This window comes from Streptomyces sp. NPDC003284 (genome assembly GCF_053589675.1).
Genome location: NZ_JBSFSI010000032.1, coordinates 42,758 through 59,014 on the forward strand (window position 1 = coordinate 42,758; position 16,257 = coordinate 59,014).

Annotated in this window: 15 protein-coding genes and 1 pseudogene; 3 read left to right on the forward strand and 13 right to left on the reverse strand. The window is 71.2% G+C overall.

Features of this window, described 5'->3' with window-relative positions:
* Positions 1 to 59: 59 nt before the first annotated feature.
* The 4 genes and pseudogenes from mshB to ACWDYF_RS36040 all read right to left on the reverse strand — a co-directional run bounded on the left by mshB (position 60) and on the right by ACWDYF_RS36040 (position 2,831).
* Positions 60 to 992: an N-acetyl-1-D-myo-inositol-2-amino-2-deoxy-alpha-D-glucopyranoside deacetylase gene (mshB, locus tag ACWDYF_RS36025; RefSeq protein ID WP_389470149.1), complete on the reverse strand. Its 933-nt coding sequence runs from the start codon at positions 990 to 992 to the stop codon at positions 60 to 62.
* 40 nt (positions 993 to 1,032) lie between these two features.
* Positions 1,033 to 1,161: pseudogene (locus ACWDYF_RS36030) on the reverse strand (Uma2 family endonuclease); the annotation flags it as partial.
* 15 nt (positions 1,162 to 1,176) lie between these two features.
* Positions 1,177 to 2,082 (reverse strand): helix-turn-helix domain-containing protein, encoded by a 906-nt coding sequence (locus ACWDYF_RS36035; protein WP_389470147.1) that lies wholly within the window; start codon positions 2,080 to 2,082, stop codon positions 1,177 to 1,179.
* Between the two features lie 266 nt (positions 2,083 to 2,348).
* Positions 2,349 to 2,831, reverse strand: coding sequence for an ATP-binding protein (locus ACWDYF_RS36040; RefSeq protein WP_389470145.1), 483 nt, complete (start codon positions 2,829 to 2,831; stop codon positions 2,349 to 2,351).
* A gap of 141 nt (positions 2,832 to 2,972) precedes the next feature.
* Here ACWDYF_RS36040 and ACWDYF_RS36045 point away from each other — a divergent pair, with 141 nt between their 5' ends.
* Positions 2,973 to 3,836: a helix-turn-helix domain-containing protein gene (locus tag ACWDYF_RS36045; RefSeq protein ID WP_355482902.1), complete on the forward strand. Its 864-nt coding sequence runs from the start codon at positions 2,973 to 2,975 to the stop codon at positions 3,834 to 3,836.
* Positions 3,833 to 4,045, forward strand: coding sequence for a DUF397 domain-containing protein (locus ACWDYF_RS36050; RefSeq protein ID WP_381740393.1), 213 nt, complete (start codon positions 3,833 to 3,835; stop codon positions 4,043 to 4,045). The genes ACWDYF_RS36045 and ACWDYF_RS36050 overlap by 4 nt, the downstream gene beginning before the upstream one ends.
* Positions 4,046 to 4,057: 12 nt before the next feature.
* Here ACWDYF_RS36050 and ACWDYF_RS36055 read toward each other — a convergent pair whose 3' ends face one another.
* The 4 genes from ACWDYF_RS36055 to ACWDYF_RS36070 all read right to left on the reverse strand — a co-directional run bounded on the left by ACWDYF_RS36055 (position 4,058) and on the right by ACWDYF_RS36070 (position 8,178).
* Complete coding sequence (locus ACWDYF_RS36055; protein WP_389470140.1) at positions 4,058 to 4,918, reverse strand: immunity 49 family protein; 861 nt, start codon at positions 4,916 to 4,918, stop codon at positions 4,058 to 4,060.
* Positions 4,915 to 7,335, reverse strand: coding sequence for a hypothetical protein (locus ACWDYF_RS36060; protein WP_389470135.1), 2,421 nt, complete (start codon positions 7,333 to 7,335; stop codon positions 4,915 to 4,917). Before ACWDYF_RS36060 ends, ACWDYF_RS36055 begins: the two co-directional genes overlap by 4 nt.
* Complete coding sequence (locus ACWDYF_RS36065; RefSeq protein ID WP_355482890.1) at positions 7,332 to 7,760, reverse strand: DUF6507 family protein; 429 nt, start codon at positions 7,758 to 7,760, stop codon at positions 7,332 to 7,334. The genes ACWDYF_RS36060 and ACWDYF_RS36065 overlap by 4 nt, the downstream gene beginning before the upstream one ends.
* Before the next feature lie 223 nt (positions 7,761 to 7,983).
* Positions 7,984 to 8,178, reverse strand: coding sequence for a hypothetical protein (locus ACWDYF_RS36070; protein ID WP_018571223.1), 195 nt, complete (start codon positions 8,176 to 8,178; stop codon positions 7,984 to 7,986).
* A 186-nt stretch (positions 8,179 to 8,364) separates the two neighbouring features.
* On the opposite strand from ACWDYF_RS36070, the gene ACWDYF_RS36075 reads away from it, so the two are divergent.
* Entirely contained in the window at positions 8,365 to 10,494 is a 2,130-nt protein-coding gene (locus ACWDYF_RS36075; protein ID WP_389470128.1) for a S9 family peptidase, read from the forward strand.
* A 154-nt stretch (positions 10,495 to 10,648) separates the two neighbouring features.
* On the opposite strand, the gene ACWDYF_RS36080 is transcribed toward ACWDYF_RS36075, so the two are convergent.
* Genes ACWDYF_RS36080 through ACWDYF_RS36100 form a run of 5 tightly spaced genes read right to left on the reverse strand, consistent with a single transcriptional unit; the run spans position 10,649 to position 16,193 of the window.
* Positions 10,649 to 11,674, reverse strand: coding sequence for an ABC transporter ATP-binding protein (locus ACWDYF_RS36080; RefSeq protein WP_381740403.1), 1,026 nt, complete (start codon positions 11,672 to 11,674; stop codon positions 10,649 to 10,651).
* The gene (locus ACWDYF_RS36085) at positions 11,667 to 12,641 is read right to left on the reverse strand and encodes an ABC transporter ATP-binding protein (RefSeq protein WP_389470124.1); all 975 of its coding nucleotides are present in this window, start codon (positions 12,639 to 12,641) and stop codon (positions 11,667 to 11,669) included. The genes ACWDYF_RS36080 and ACWDYF_RS36085 overlap by 8 nt, the downstream gene beginning before the upstream one ends.
* 8 nt (positions 12,642 to 12,649) lie before the next feature.
* Positions 12,650 to 13,648: an ABC transporter permease gene (locus ACWDYF_RS36090; protein WP_389470122.1), complete on the reverse strand. Its 999-nt coding sequence runs from the start codon at positions 13,646 to 13,648 to the stop codon at positions 12,650 to 12,652.
* The gene (locus ACWDYF_RS36095; RefSeq protein WP_064535045.1) at positions 13,641 to 14,564 is read right to left on the reverse strand and encodes an ABC transporter permease; all 924 of its coding nucleotides are present in this window, start codon (positions 14,562 to 14,564) and stop codon (positions 13,641 to 13,643) included. Before ACWDYF_RS36095 ends, ACWDYF_RS36090 begins: the two co-directional genes overlap by 8 nt.
* A 6-nt stretch (positions 14,565 to 14,570) precedes the next feature.
* Positions 14,571 to 16,193, reverse strand: coding sequence for a peptide ABC transporter substrate-binding protein (locus ACWDYF_RS36100; RefSeq protein WP_381740409.1), 1,623 nt, complete (start codon positions 16,191 to 16,193; stop codon positions 14,571 to 14,573).
* Between the last annotated feature and the right edge of the window lie 64 nt (positions 16,194 to 16,257).

The window sequence follows — 16,257 nt, forward strand, 5'->3', positions numbered from 1 at the left end:
GCCGCTCGCACCGCTGCCGCCGCTGCTCCCGCTGCGCGCGGCCCCGCGTCCGGACGTACTCATCGCGCCCCCGCCCCTTCTTCGTCTTCTTCGCCTTCTTCGCCGATGCCGATTCCGGCGAACAGGTCGGTCGAGGCGCCCTCGGGGTCCGCACCGGCTCCTTCCCCGCGCACCAGCTCGTAGTACTCGGTGGTGAACAGGGGCTGGGCGAGCTGGTTGGAGAGCGCGAAGTACGGCTCGGCCACCTCGATCTGGGTGGCGTGGGCGCGCATCGCGGCGGCCTTGGCGGCAGCGTGGGCGGGGCCGCCCTCGATCCGTACGGTGATCCGCTCGTCGTCGACGACACCGGGGACGTCGTCGACGGCCGCCGCCTTCTCGAACGGCAGGCCGGGCAGTTCCCCGTCCAGCCGCGCGAAGGCGGCCTCGGCGACGGAGCGCGGCACCCGGTTCCAGTACGTCCTGGCGATCTCCCAGGGCGCGCCCAGGTCGGGGCGCACGGCGGGGTCGGCGGCCAGCTCGCGGGCGCGCATGGCGACGCGGTGGGCCTGGATGTGGTCGGGGTGGCCGTAGCCGCCGTTGTCGTCGTAGGTGACGAGGACCTGCGGGCGCACCTCGCGGATCACGGCGACGAGGTGGGCCGCCGCCGCGTCGGGTCCGGCCTGCCAGAAGCAGTCCGGGTCGTCGTTGTCGGCGAGGCCCGTCATCCCGGAGTCCTGGTAGCGCCCGGCGCCGCCCAGCAGCCGGAAGTCCGCGACCCCCAGCTCGCCCATCGCGGCGGCCAGCTCCTGCCTGCGGTACGCCCCGAGCGCGGCCCCGGTCAGATGCCCCAGCTCCGGCGGGATGACCTCACCCCGCTCCCCCAGCGTGCAGGTCACGAGCGTCACCAGCGCGCCCTCGGCCGCGTAGCGGGCCATGGTCGCGCCGTTGTTGATCGACTCGTCGTCGGGATGCGCGTGCACCAGCAGCAGACGCCGGTCGGGCAGTTCCGTCATACCCCCACCCTACGAGGCCGGGCCCTGCGCCCCGCCGTCCTGTCGGGTGGATGTCGGTGAGGACGGCTCCCGTGCCGGTACGCGGATCGAAGACGGCGCAGACAGGGATGCCGAGGAGGGGACAGTCGCGCATCGTGCCGATCCCGTCGTTCTCCGGACGTCGTCGCGAACGACGGTGTTCATGCTAGGCGGCCTCCTCCTGATCGGTGCGGCAGTCGCGGCAGCGGCCCGGGGCCGGGGCGCGGAAGGCCCGTTCGCAGCCGTCGCAGGTCTGGAGCGGGAGGCGTACGGGCGGTGGGGCGGCCGGGGGGCGGAACGGCGGCGGGGGCGGCAGCTGGGCGGACAGCCGGTGCGCCAGGAGGGCGGCGGGCCGTCGCAGTCCCTCGGCCGGCAGACCGGCGGTCAGGGCGTGGCGTACGGCGGCCGCCGTGACGTCACGCTCCAGCCAGGCGGCGACGCCCGGGGCCAGATGGGCGGTGTCGCAGGCGGAGAGGAGCAGTCGGGGGTCGTGGCGGCGCAGGCCCGCGAGGAGGTCGGCGGCGGCCCGGAGCAGGGCGGGGGCGGGGTACGCGGGCCGGGGGACGGCGGGGAGGGGCTGGTGGGGAGCGCGCTGCTGCGGCTCGGGCATCGGCTCGGGCATCGGCTCGGGCATCGGCTCGGGCTCGCGTGGGACGGCCACGGCAGCGGCTGTGCCTGTGCCCGTGCCTGTGGCGGTCGTCGCCGCAGCGGGCTGGTTGCAGGAGACCGTGCGGGTGACGATACGGCCGCCGGGGACGCGTTCGCGGACGCGGCGCAGGTATCCGTGCGCCTCCAGCTCGCGCAGCGCGGCGGCGATCCGGGTCGTCCCCTCGGGGAAGCGCGCGGCGAGGCTCTTGATGTCGGCGCGGGCGCCCCGGGGCAGCGACTGGAGGTGCACGCCGAGCCCGATCGCGAGCAGGGACAGCTCGCTGTGCTGGGCGAGGTGGTTGCCGATCACCGTGAAGCGGGTGGTGTGGCGGGTGTTGTCGTGCACCAGGCCGCCGCCGGTGCGGGGACGACGCCGGTTCGGGTGCTTGTCGCCCGCAGTGCGGGACGGGGCGTGTGGGCGCACGCTAGGGTTCTGGATACCCACGGGAAGCTCGATTCTTCCTCGGTGGTCAGGCCCTCGCACTGGGATTGCCGTCCCGGCGGGGGCCGTCTCATGTCTGCGGTTGTGTCGCGCTGAGCGTAGAGCCGCGTGGGGCTCCGAAATCCAGCCGATCCGGGGATGTTCACCCGCCCGAGTGAGCGCACCCGGGGTCGTGCGCGGACACGGCGGGCAGCCTGCGGCGAGGCGGGGTTCGGCGGAATTCCTTTCCCCCGCACGTCCTTTGTCTGTCAGCCACCGGCCGCACCGGAGCACGGTGTCCCGGGTTCCGGTGATCCGAACCCCGGCGCCCCGAGCCGCAGCTCGGCCCAGACGGTCTTCAGCGGGAACCGCCCGGCGGTGACACCCCACCGGTCGGCGAACGCCTCGACCAGCAGCAGCCCCCGCCCCGACTCCGCGACGGTGTCCGGCTCCTGCGGCGCGGGCCACCGGTCGCCCCGCGTGTCGCTGACCTCGATGCGCAGCGTCCCGCCGAGCACCTGGAGCCTGAGACGGAAACTGCGGCCCGGCAGCCGCCCGTGCGTGGCCGCGTTCGCCGCCAGCTCCGCCACGACATGCCGCGCTGCCTCGCACCGGACGCCCCACTCACGGAGCTGATCGGCCGCGAGCAGCCGGGCGAGCCGGGCGCCGCGTGGGGTCGAGGAGAGCAGCACGTCGAACGTCCGTCCAGCGGAGTCGAGTTGAGGGCGGGGAGCGATGATTTCCTGATTCACGTCACTCAGCGTGGCCGCTCCCACCTACCGTGTGGAGTGTTTGACCCGTTGCGTAGAGCGACTGTCCAGGGCTTGTCCGGTGCTGTCCACGCTGTAGACGGCGTTCCTCTGGACAGGAGCGCGGCACCAGGAGAGGCGCGGATGACAGTGGACGGCGTGGTGGAGGAGACGGACGAGCCGGGCTGGGAGGTGGACCCGGACGACGACTGGGCCCTCGCGGTCGTGGCCACGGTGGGACGGCAGTTGAAGCTGCGCCGGGAGTCGGCGGGCCTGCGGGCAGGCGAGTTCGCGGTGGCGGTCGGCTACGGCGAGGACCTGGTCTACAAGATCGAGTCCGGCAAGCGGATCCCCCGCCCCGAGTATTTGGACACGGCGGACGAGGTCCTGAACGCCGGCGGCCTCATCTCGGCGATGAAGGAGGACGTCAACAAGGTCCGGTACCCGAAGAAGGTGCGGGCGCTGGCGCAGATGGAGGCTCGGGCGGTGGAACTCCAGCTCTACGATCCTCTGAACATCCATGGGTTGTTGCAGACACCGGAGTACGCCCGAGGGCTCCTCCTCATGCGACGGCCCGCCTACTCCAGTGACGAGTTGGAGCGGTACATCACCGCACGTCTGGCCCGTAAATCCGTCTTCGAGCGGGATCCGGCTCCCGAACTCAGCTTCATTCTCGAAGAGTGGACCCTTCGACGCCCTCTCGGTGGCAAGGAGTACCTGCGCCGCCAGTTGCAGCATCTGCTCACCATGAGTCAGCTGCGCAACGTCGAACTGCAAGTGATGCCGATGAACCGCGAAGAACACGCCGGTCTGGCCGGTGGCATCGAAGTGCTGAAGTTCGCCGACGGCACCGCGGTGGGCCGCTCACCGGCGGTCGCCAACGGACGCCCGGTCTCCGACCTGAAGCAGCTCCGTATCCTGGAACTCCGGTATGGCATCATCCGGGCGCAGGCCCTCACACCCCGTGAGTCGATGGCCTTCATCGAACAACTGCTGGGGGAGACATGATCCTCAACACCACGTCCGTGGACGCCTCCGGCCTGGCGTGGTTCAAGAGCAGCTACAGCAGCAGCAGTGAGGGCGACTCCTGCGTGGAGATCGCCACCGCCGCCGCCCACATCCACGTACGCGATTCGAAGCACACCCCCGGCGACGGCCCCCGGCTGGCCTTCGCGGCGACCGCCTGGGCGGACTTCGTCCCGTACGCGGCCAGGTAGCCCCCGCCGGGGTCAGGTCGGGAACTCCCCCAGCCAGTCGTGCTGGAGCAGGTGCTTGGGCAGGTACTCGGACTCGACACCGATGGGCATCTTGCCGTCGTAGGCCAGGCAGGCGATGGCCAGCGGCCCGAGCGCGATGCTGCCGTCGATGTCGGCGGCCCGGTCCTCGTTCAGCGTCCAGTACATCTGGTGCAGCTTGAGCGCGTCGACGAGAGCGGGCGTGAACCCCTCCTCGTCCCTGCGGACGAAGTGGTAGAAGAGGTTGATCGGCGGATACAGGATGCCCTGGAGCAGGTCACGCGGAGCGATCGTGGCCACCGCCGGATCCGACGCCTCGAAAGTGGCGGTCAGCTTCTCCACGAGGCCGGGCCGCCGCAGCCAGTACGTCTGCAACGTGTCCACCCAGTGGTAGACGTACTCGTCGTACTGCCCTTCGGGCGCCCGCAACCGCTCCAGCGGGATCTCGCACAACTCCGTCATCCGCTGCCGCTCCCGGCAGATGACGGCCAGCCAGAACGCGGACAGCCAGGCACCCGCACTCGCGGTGGACAACGGCCCCACAGCCGGAAGACTCCGTACCTTCCTGTCGATCCGGCACTCGACGGTCCCCTCACTGACACCGGTCACCGCGAACAGCGCGGAACCCAACTGCATCGCGGTGACCGCCGCTTCCCACGTCTCCACCGCCGCAGCCGACGGGTCGGCGGCACAGTGCGCGTTGAACGCCATCAGTGCCGTAGTAAAGGTGAAATCAACCATTTCAGTCGACTCTTCGAGGGAATCGACCCGCCTGGCCACCCGTGCGCTCAGCCGTTCCGCGAGCTGTCCAGCATCAGGTCCGGGCGCCCCATGCCGAGCAATGGTCAAAGTCACGCGAGCGTCCCCCTGCTGATGTCGAACCGACGATACCGGTAGCCACTATACGCCCCCGCGTTCCCCTCTCCCTTGACAACAACGTATTCCAGCTTTCCGCCTTTTACGGCACTTTCCAGGGCGTCGACCAGATCGTATTCGCCACGACGTTCCATCGCGGCGAGTATGTCGTCGAAATACTCTTTGCTCCCCTGGGAGACCTGTCTACCGTCTTCCAACGTGCGCCGCCCGAGTTCCGTGCTCGTACTGCTCTTCGCCTCCACCACGACCACGCGCCCGTCCTCGTGCGTCCACACCTGGTCGAACTGATCGTTCCCGTTCTTGGGCCCCAGCAGTGTCTGCTTCTCGAAGTCCGGGTAGTTCTCGGCGATGTAATGGTACTCAGCGGCTTGCTCGCCGAACGCCTCGGTGGCGTCCCCCATTGCCGTATGGGATTCCTTGTACGCCCCTCGGGCTTCTCCCCACTGGGCAGCGGTGTCGATGGTGCCGTGCACTTCATGGGCCCTGCCGGTTTCCGCTTTCCAGTCCGAAACCAGGTTGTCCCACTGGATGGCGAAATGCCGTCTCAGTGCCGCTGTCCGCAGAATCCCGAGTCTCGACCGGTCGGTGACCTTGTCCGCGCCGACGCGAATATAGTCCTCGTCGAGGAAATGCGGCGCGGGTGGCTCGGGGACGTCCTTCGCCCGGATCAGCGGCGCGTGGTCTCCCAACCGGGTGAGCTGGGGCGGCGTGTACCCGCTCTCGTCGTAGAGGGACAGACTCTTGCGCGTGCCGTCCTTGCGGTAGTAGTGCTCGAAATAGCCGGGCTCGTGGTTCGCCCGGTAGACCTGGATGTCCTGGATCTGCTCGCGGCTGAGCGAGCCACGGGGGCCGTAGGGGTTGGCTCCCTCCCGCATGAAGTCCGGGCGCCGACTCCCGAGCGGCGGACCGGCGTCACCGGTGCGGCCGCCCTGACCGTGCGCGTCCCCCAGGCCACCGGTGTCCAGTGGCCCGCCGTGCACGCCCCCGTGCGCACCCGCGTGCGCGCCGACCGGCCGCCGCTCCGGTGTGCCGGTCGTGCCGTCGTGGGCGGTGGCCGCCCGCTCCTCCGCCGTGCCCTCCCGGGCCATGTCCTCCAGCGACTGCCGGACCGTGCCGTCGGCGTCGCGGACGGCCATCGTCCGGGTGTCGAGGTAGACGACCCGGCCGCCGTGTTCCATGCGGACGGAGTTCTCGGGGGTCAGGCCGGCGGGCAGTTCCTCCCGGGCCAGCGGCTGGTCGACGATCCGGTACGTCCGCCCGGCCAGTTCGACGTAGGTGCCCTTCGTGACCGCCCTCAGACTCGCCAGCGCGTCACCGACCCTGGTCAGGCCGACGCCCGCTGTCCTCGCGACGTATGTCATCGGGTCGACGAGGCGCCCCGCCCGGCCCGCGAGGGAGATGGCCTTGGCGACGCTCCCGGTCTTCGCGGCCGTCCCGGCGCCGCCGGTGAGGACCGTGGTCAGGACGTTGAAGGTGACCGCGCCCGCCGCACGGGCCGGGTTCTTCCCCCACTCGTCCCACGCGAGCAGGGCCTTGCCCGTCTCCTTGACCGCGCGGCGCGAGTCACGCAGCCAGGCCGGGAGCCGGTCGTCGGAGGCCGTCCAGTAGGCGGCCGGGGCGACCACGGTGAGGGCGACGCCCGTCAGCAGTTGCCCCAGGCCCTTCCACGCCTGTCCGGCCGCGTCCCAGCCGTCCACGCCGACGAGGGTGCCCAGGCCCCGGACGGTGCCCCAGACACCGTCGACGAAGAAGCCCTTGGCGAAGTTCCAGACGTGCTGGTCGATCCGGTACCAGGGGGTCTCCTCGTCGACCGGGTCGCCCCACGGCAGTCCCTGCGCCTGGTCGAGGTCCTCGGCCCGGTAGCCGTACATGCCCTTCTGGTGGGACCCGTCGTCGACCGTCAGCGGAGCGCCGCCTACGAGTCGGACGATCTTGTCGTGGCAGGTGCGTTCGGCCGCCTGGAAGGCGGTCCAGGCGGCGTCGACCTGGCGGCGGCGTTCGTTGTTCTCGTCGACCTTGCCGCCGTCCTCCTGCCAGTCGTCGTCGTGGGCGACCGAGGCGCGGAAGGTGCGGGCCTCGCCGCGCAGCCGGTCCAGCGTGGCCACCAGCGGCCGTATCTCGTCCGCGTAGGCGGCCAGCGCGCTCGCGACCGTCTCCAGTTCGCCGCGGAGTGCGTCGCCCGCCGCGGCCACCGGCTTCGTCGTGGCGAACAGCTTCTCCGCCTCGGGCGCCTTGTAGTACGCCGAGAGCGAGTTGAAGGCGGAGTCGATCCGCGAGCCCACGTCCCACAGGGACGCCGCGTCGGCACCGATGGCCGACACGTCCTTGTCCAACTGCTCGGGGTCGCCGGTGAACTCGGGTATCTCCTCGGGGTCAAGGGCGGCCTGCCCGCTCATGCCCCGCCGCCGTTCTTCCCGCCGGTCCCCGGCATGTCGATCCTCGGTGGCTTCAGCGCGTTGCGCTGGGCCTCGGCGGCCATCTCCAGGTCCCCGTGGACATACGCGCGGGTCGCCTCGGCGGCTCCCTGGACCGACTCGGCGGTGCGGCGGGCCATGAACGCCAGTTTCTGCTGCCGTTCGGAGAGGTACTGCGCGAGCGCCGCCGCCACCGGGCCGGTCGGCACCCGTGACCGGCCCGGCGCCACCGGTCCGACCAGCGGACCGCTGAACTGCCCGCCCGGGACGACGGTGCCCGCCGAACTCGCCGCGCTCATCAGATCGTTCAGGAGCGTGGTGGCCGCCCGGTCCAGGTCGCCGCCCGCCTCACCGGTCGTCGTGAGGGCCGCCTGCACGCCCACCGGACTGATGTCCCACCCCGTCATCCCCGAGCCCCCGCTCCCCGCGCTGATACGTTTCGCCAGGCGCCTTTGTATCAACCGAGATGGGTACAATTCCATCCGAAACAGGCCGAGTCACGGCACAGCGGTACAACGGCACGGCGGCACGCCGGGCGGACGGATCGCCGGCCGAAGTCCTCCGGCGCGCACAGGAATGCGTGCACGCCGGTACGCGGGGAACACGGGGCCAGGGGAGAGTGGCCCGGCCTCAGAACTTGAGGCTGCCGATCATCCCCGCGATGTTCGTGGTCAGTTCGCTGATCGTGGGAGCGACTGTCGAAGAGGCCAGGTAGAAGCCCAGGAGGACGCACACGACCGCATGGCCTCCCTTCAACCCTGACTTCTTGATCAGCAAGAAGACGACGATCGCCAGCAGCACCACCGCCGAAATCGAGAGTGCCACGGCGGCTCACCTCCAAAGATCCCAGGACGCGGGGGGTGTCGGGGGGTCGGACTATGGGGGCAGATAAATCCACACAACAGGCAGCAGGTTCATACCCACTATGCGCTAACGATCATAACTATCCGCACGCGCGCATCGGTCGGCGCACGGCCGCACAAGGGGGCGCATGGCCAATATGGTCTTGCCATGACGACCGAGCCTGACTCCTTCCCCCGACAGCACGCGCGCACCCAGCGGTTCACGCTCGGCGCGCCGCGTGCCTTCACCGTCGCTCCCGACGCCTCACGTGTGGTTTTCCTGCGCTCCGACTCCGGTACGGACCGCGCCAGTTCGCTGCGGGTCCTGGACCTGGACGGGTCCGGGGAGCGGGTGGCCGCCGACCCCCGCGCCCTCCTCGGCGGCGCCCTGGAGCACCTCTCGCCCGAGGAGCGCGCCCGCCGTGAGCGCACCCGCGAGGGCGGCGCCGGCATCGTCGGATATGCCACCGACAAGGCCGTGGAGCTGGCCTCCTTCGCCCTGTCGGGACGGCTGTTCACCGCCGGGCTGCGCACGGGCACGGTGCGTGAACTGACCGTTCCGGGACCGGTGATCGACCCCCGTCCCGCCCCGGACGGACGGCACGTCGCCTACGTCGCCGGGGGCGCGCTGCGCGTGGTGGGCGCCGGGGGCGAGGACGACCGGGCGCTCGCCGAGCCCGAGTCGGAGACGGTGTCCTACGGCCTGGCGGAGTTCGCCGCGGCCGAGGAGATGGGCCGCCACCGGGGCTTCTGGTGGTCCCCGGAGTCGGACCGGCTGCTGGTGGCCCGCGCCGACGACGCGCCGGTGCAGCAGTGGTGGATCTCCGACCCGGCCCACCCCGGGCGGGAGCCCGCGCGGGTCCGCTACCCGGCGGCGGGCACCCCCAACGCTGACGTACGGTTGTTCGTGATCACCCTGGACGGGTCCCGCACGGAGATCTCCTGGGACCGCTCCCGCTACCCGTACCTGGCACGTGTGCACTGGTCAGCGGCGGGAGCGCCGCTGCTGCTCGTGCAGGCGCGGGACCAGCGCGGCCAGCTCTGCCTGGCCGTCGACCCGGAGTCCGGCTCGACCCGGATGGTGCACGCGGACGAGGACCCAAGTTGGCTTGATCTTTTCCCCGGTGTGCCGTGCTGGAGCCCCTCCGGGCAGCTCGTGCGGATCGCGGACGAGGGGGGCGCGCGGGTGCTCGCGGTCGGCGAACGCCCGCTCACCGGGGCTCAGTTGCACGTACGTGCGGTTCTCGACGTCACCGCGGACGACGTGCTCGTCTCCGCCTCGGCGGGCGAGGAGGCCGCCGAGCCGGAGATCGGCGAGACCCATGTCTACCGGGTCAACGAGCTGGGCCTGGAGCGCGTCAGCCGGGAGCCCGGCGTGCACACGGCCGTGCGCTCGGGGGACGTGACCGTGCTGGTGTCGGCGGAGCTGCACCGGCCGGGCTCGCGGGTCCGGGTGCTGCGGGGCGGCGAACAGGTCGCCGAGATCGCCTCGTACGCCGAGACGCCCGGTATCTCCCCGCGCGTGACCCTCACCGAGGGGGGCGCACGCCGAATTCCGTGCGCCGTGCTTATGCCTACGGACTACCCCCGTGACACTGCCGCGGCCGCCCCCCTGCCCGTCCTCCTCGACCCCTACGGCGGCCCGCACGGGCAGCGGGTGATGGCGGCGCACAACGCCTACCTCACCTCCCAGTGGTTCGCCGACCAGGGCTTCGCGGTCGTCGTCGCCGACGGCCGCGGCACCCCCGGCCGCTCCCCCGGCTGGGAGAAGGCGATCCACCACGACTTCACCGTCACCCTGGACGACCAGATCGAGGCCCTCCAGGACCTCGCGAAGACCCATCCGCTCGACCTGGACCGGGTGGCCGTCCGCGGCTGGTCCTACGGCGGCTACCTCTCCGCGCTGGCCGTGCTGCGCCGCCCGGACGTCTTCCACGCGGGCATCGCGGGCGCCCCGGTCACCGACTGGCGCCTCTACGACACCCACTACACCGAGCGGTACCTCGGCGACCCGGCCGCGGACCCGGCGTCGTACGCGCACTCGTCCCTCGTCACCGACGACGGCCTGACCGAGCCCGCCGAGCAGCACCGGCCGCTGATGATCGTGCACGGTCTCGCCGACGACAACGTGGTGGTCGCCCACGCCCTGCGGCTCTCCTCCGCCCTGCTCGCCGCCGGCCGCCCGCACGAGGTGCTGCCGCTGTCCGGGGTCACCCACATGACTCCGCAGGAGCAGGTCGCGGAGAACCTGCTGCTGCTCCAGGTCGACTTCCTCAAGCGGTCGCTCGGCCTGGACTGAACCGGCAAGGCGGCGGGCCGGGCGCGCCTCCCCCGCAGGGGACGGCGCGCCCGGCCCGCCCACGGCACCCGCACGGCCGTACCCCGGCAGCCTCCCGCACCCGTGTGTCGCCCCCGGGTCGGCGGTGTTGCCGCCGCGTCAACGCCACCGCCGCTCACCCCGCCACCCCCTGCCGCTCCGCCGCGAAGTGGCAGGCCGACTCGTGGGCGGCCGGGCCGGGGGTGTGGCGGAACTCGGCGGGGACCGCGAGCAGCGGCACCTCCAGGGCGCAGCGCTCCTGCGCCTTGAAGCAGCGGGTGCGGAAGCGGCAGCCGGAGGGGACGGCCGCCGGGGACGGCACGTCGCCGGTGAGGATGATCCGCTCGCGGCGCTCGCGGGCCTCCGGGTCGGGCACCGGGACCGCCGACAGCAGCGCCTGGGTGTACGGGTGGGTCGCGTGGTCGTAGATCTGCTCGTCCGTGCCGGTCTCCACGATCCGGCCCAGGTACATGACCCCGACCCGGTCGGAGATGTGCCGGACGATGGACAGGTCGTGCGCGATGAAGACGTAGGAGAGGTCGAACTCCGACTGGAGGCGTTCCAGCAGGTTGATCACCTGGGCCTGCACGGAGACGTCCAGCGCGGAGACCGGTTCGTCGGCGACGATGACCTCCGGGCGCAGGGCCAGGCCGCGGGCGATGCCGATGCGCTGGCGCTGACCGCCGGAGAACTGGTGCGGATAGCGGTTGATGTACTCCGGGTTGAGCCCGACGACGTCCAGCAGCTCCTGCACCTTGCGGCGCCGGTCCCCCTTCGGGGCCACCTCGGGGTGGATGTCGTACGGCTCGCCGATGATGTCACCGACCGTCATCCGCGGGTTCAGCGAGGTGTACGGATCCTGGAACACCATCTGGATGTTCCGGCGCACCGCCTTCAGCGCACGCCCGGACAGCCTGGTGATGTCCTCGCCCCGGTAGCGGATCGCCCCGGCCGTGGGCCGCTCCAGCTGGCACAGCAGCTTGGCCACCGTCGACTTGCCGCAGCCGGACTCGCCCACGATGCCCAGCGTCTCGCCCCGGCCGAGGGCGAAGTCGACGCCGTCGACGGCCTTGACCGCGCCGATCTGCTTCTTGAACAGGATGCCCTGGGTGAGCGGATAGTGCTTGACCAGCCCGGCGACCTCCAGCAGCGGTTCAGGCATCCAGGCACTCCCTCCAGAAGTGGCAGGCGGACCCGCGCCGGGCACCGGCCTCGTCGAGCGGCGGTACGTCGGTGCGGCACACGTCCCGGGCCATCGGGCAGCGCGGGTGGAAGGCGCAACCGGCGGGGATCCGCGTGAGGTTGGGCGGCAGCCCCTTGATCGCGTACAGCTCGCGGCCCTTCTGGTCCAGGCGCGGGATCGACTCCAGCAGACCCCGCGTGTACGGGTGCGCGGGCCGCTTGTACAGCTCGTGCACGGGCGCCCGCTCCACGATCCGCCCGGCGTACATCACCGCGATCTCGTCCGCGACGTCGGCCACCACCCCGAGGTCGTGGGTGATCAGGATGAGGCCCATGCCGAACTCGCGCCGCAGCTCCGCGAGCAGATCCATGACCTGGGCCTGGACGGTCACGTCGAGCGCGGTGGTCGGCTCGTCCGCGATGATCAGGTCCGGCTCCAGGGCCAGCGCCATCGCGATCATGATGCGCTGGCGCATACCGCCGGAGAACTGGTGCGGATAGTCGCGTACGCGCTGCGCGGGGGCCGGGATGCGCACCCGGTCCATCAGCTCCACCGCCCTGGCCCGCGCCTCCCTGCGGGACAGGCCCCGGTGCACGGTGAACATCTCGGCGAGCTGGTCGCCCACGGTGAGCACCGGGTTCAGCGAGGACAGCGCGTCCTGGAAGATCATCGCGATCTTGGCGCCGCGGACCGTACGCCGCTCCTCCTCCGGGAGCTTCAGCAGGTCGCGGCCCTGGAAGAGGATCTCGCCGCCGGTGATCCGGCCGGGCGGCATGTCGAGGATGCCCATGATCGCCTGCGCGGTCACCGACTTGCCGGAGCCGGACTCGCCGAGCACGGCCAGGGTCCGGCCCGCGTCCACCTCGTAGCTGACCCCGTTGACGGCGTGCGCGATCCCGTCCCGGGTGCGGAACTCCACGTGCAGATCACGGACTTCGAGCAGCACGGCGGCCGTCACCTCAGCTTCGGGTCGAGGGCGTCGCGGACCGCGTCGCCGAGCATGATGAACGCCAGGACGGTCACGGCCAGCGCACCGGCGGGCCACAGCAGGGCGTGCGGGGCGTTGCGGACGTAGGGGGAGGCGGCGGAGATCTCGATGCCCCAGGACACACTGGGCGGTTTCAGGCCGACGCCCAGGTAGGACAGGGTGGCCTCCAGGGCGATGTACGTGCCCAGCGCGATGGTGGCGACCACGATCACCGGGGCGACGGCGTTGGGCGCGATGTGCCGCAGCAGGATGCGTGTGTCGGAGGCGCCCAGCGCGCGGGCGGCCTGCACGTAGTCGTGCTGTTTGGCGGTGATGACGGAGCCGCGGGCGATGCGGTAGATCTGCGGCCAGCCCAGCAGCACGATGAAGCCGACGACCGGCCAGACGGTGTTGCTGGTGACCACGGACAGCAGGACCAGCCCGCCGAGCACGACCGGGATGGCGAAGAAGATGTCGGTGACGCGGGAGAGCACCGCGTCCCAGACACCGCCGAAGTAGCCGCCGAGGGCGCCGAGCACGGAGCCGAGCAGGGCGACACCGAGGGTGGCGCAGACGCCGACGGTGACGGAGGCGCGGGCGCCGTGCACGGTGCGCGTGTAGACGTCGCAGCCCTGGCCGTCGAAGCCGAAGGGGTGTCCGGCCGAGGGACCGTCCTGGGCCTTGGCCAGATCGCAGACGAGGGGGTTGCCGGGGGCGATCAGCGAGGGCCAGACCGCGATGAGGACGAGGAAGCAGATCACCAGCGCGGAGACCAGGAAGACCGGGTTGCGGCGCAGGTCGCGCCAGGCGTCGGACCACAGCGAGCGGGGCCGCTCCTTCGGTCCGGCGCCGTCCGCGCCGCCGTCCGGGCCCGGCGCCAGGGTGGCCGCCTCGCTCGCCGCGAGGTCCATCCCGCCGCCCATGCCGGTCCCCGCGACAGCGCCCTCGGGCTCGAACGGCTGCGGCTGCGGCGGCTGCTCAGGCATAGCGGATCCTCGGGTCGAGTACGGCGTACAGCAGGTCCACGAGCAGGTTGGCGGCCAGGAAGACCAGGACCAGGACGGTGACGAAGCCGACCACGGTCTGGGTGTTCTGCCGCAGGATGCCCTGGTAGAGCTGGTAGCCCACGCCGTGGATGTTGAAGATCCGCTCGGTGACGATGGCGCCGCCCATCAGCGCCCCGATGTCGGTGCCGATGAAGGTGACCACGGGGATCAGGGAGTTGCGCAGCAGGTGCCGTACGACGACCCGGCGGCGGGGCAGGCCCTTGGCGACGGCGGTGCGGACGTAGTCGGCGCGCCGGTTCTCGGCGATGGAGGTACGGGTCAGCCGGGTGACGTAGGCCAGCGAGACGGAGGCCAGGACCAGGCCGGGCACGATCAGTTCGTCGAAGGACGCCTCGGGCGGCACGGACGGCCGGATCCACCCCCACTTGACGCCGAGCAGCAGTTGCAGGAGCAGACCGGTGACGAAGGTGGGCACGGAGATCACGACGAGGGTGAGCAGCAGCACACCGGTGTCGACGGGACGGCCGCGCCGCAGCCCGGTGACCACGCCCAGGGAGATGCCGATGACGATCTCGAAGACGATGGCGACGATCGTCAGGCGGATCGTCACCGGGAAGGCGGCGCCCATCAGTTCGGTGACGGGCTGGCCGTTGAAGGCGGTGCCGAAGTCGCCGGTGAAGACGTTGCCCATGTAGGTCGCGTACTGCTGCCACAGCGGCTTGTCGAGGCCGAACTCCCGCTTGAGCTGGGCGGCCGTGGCGGTGTCGCAGGCGCGTTCGCCGCACAGCCCGGCGACCGGGTCGCCCATCACGTTGACCATGAGGAAGATCAGCAGGGTGGCCCCGATGAAGACGGGGATCATCTGGAGCAGGCGTCTGACGACGTAGCGTCCCATGGCGGGTCAGCCGACCTTGATCTCGTTGTAGACGGGCACGCTGAACGGGTTGAGCGCCACGTCGCGCAGCCGCTCCGAGTAGCCGGCGCTGCCGTTCTGGTACCAGAGCGGGATGGCGGCCATGTTGTCCCGGACGACGCCCTCGGCCTGCTGGAAGAGCTTGATCGCGGCGCCCTTGCCGCTCTCCGCGTTGGCCCGGTCGACGAGTCGGTCGAACTGCTTGTTCGACCACTTCCCGTCGTTGGAGGAGGCGTCGGTGTAGTACAGCGGCTGGAGGAAGTTCTGGATGAGCGGGTAGTCCATCTGCCAGCCGGCCCGGAAGGGGCCCGGCATCCGGTGCTGGGAGATCTGGTTGCGGAAGTCGGCGAAGGTGCCGACCGGGTTGCCGACGCACGCGCGGTCGTTGCCGAGCGCGTTGTTGATGGAGTTGCACACGGCGTCCACCCATTCCTTGTGCGAGCCCGTGTCCGCGTTGTACGTGATGCGCACCTGGCCGCCGGGCAGTCCGCCGCCCTCCTTGACCAGCCTGCGGGCCGTGGCCGGGTCGTACGCGCACGCCGGGCCGCACAGCCCCGCCCGGAAGCCGCCGTCGGTGCCGAGCACCGGCGAGGTCCAGTCGGTGGCGGGGGTGCGGGTGCCGCGGAAGAGGGTCTTGGTGATCTGCGCGCGGTCGATGGCCATGGACAGGCCGGTGCGGACCTTGCGGGCGCCCTCGGTGTTCCACGCCTTGTCGTAGAAGGGGAAGGCGAGGGTCTGGATGATCCCGGCCGGGGTGTTGATGTAGCGGCCGTCCAGGTCCTTGGTGACGTTCTTGAGCTGGCTGGCGGGGATGTCGTCGACCAGGTCGAGGTTGCCGGCCAGCACATCGGTGTACGCGGTGTTGTTGTCGGTGTAGACGAGCAGCGTCACACCCTCGTTCAGCGCCTTGTCGGGCCCCGGGTAGGCGGCCCACTTCTTCAGGTACATCTGCGCGCCCTTGGTGTAGGACGCGATGGTGTACGGGCCGTTGCCGACCGGCTTGGCGAGCCAGCCCTTGTGGTCGGTGAAGAAGGTGCGGGGCAGCGGGGCGAAGGCGGCGTAGCCGAGGGTGTCGGGGAAGGTGGAGAACTTCTGGTTGAGGCGCACGGTGAAGGTCCGCGGCCCGGTCACCTTCAGCCCGGAGAGGGTGTCGGCGCGCTGGCCGCCGCTGTCGGGGTGGACCTGGTCGTAGCCGTCGATGTAGCCGAAGAAGTACGCGTTCTTCTGGTTGTTGCGCAGGCTCGCGCCGTAGTTCCAGGCGTCGACGAAGGAGCGGGCGGTGACCGGCTCGCCGTCGCTGAACGTCCAGCCGGGCCTGACGGTGACCGTGTAGTTCTGCGAGTCGGTGGTCTCGATCCGCTCGGCGAGCATGTTCTCGGCCTTGCCGGTGCGCGGGTTGTACCGCTTCAGCCCGCGGAAGACCATGTCGAGGACCTTGCCGCCCTGCACCTCGTTGGTGTTGGCGGGCTCCAGCGGGTTCTGCGGGTCGCCCCAGGAGGAGCTGAGCACCCCGGCCCCGGCGCCCGTCGTGCTGCCGCACCCGGCGGCCAGCGGCAGGGCGGCCGCCGCCAGCGCCGCACCGGCCCACCGCACACGGGTGCCTGCACGCATGGGCGCCTCCTCGGATACGGGACACGGCTCGGTCCGGCCGACGACTCGGCACACATATCAGCAC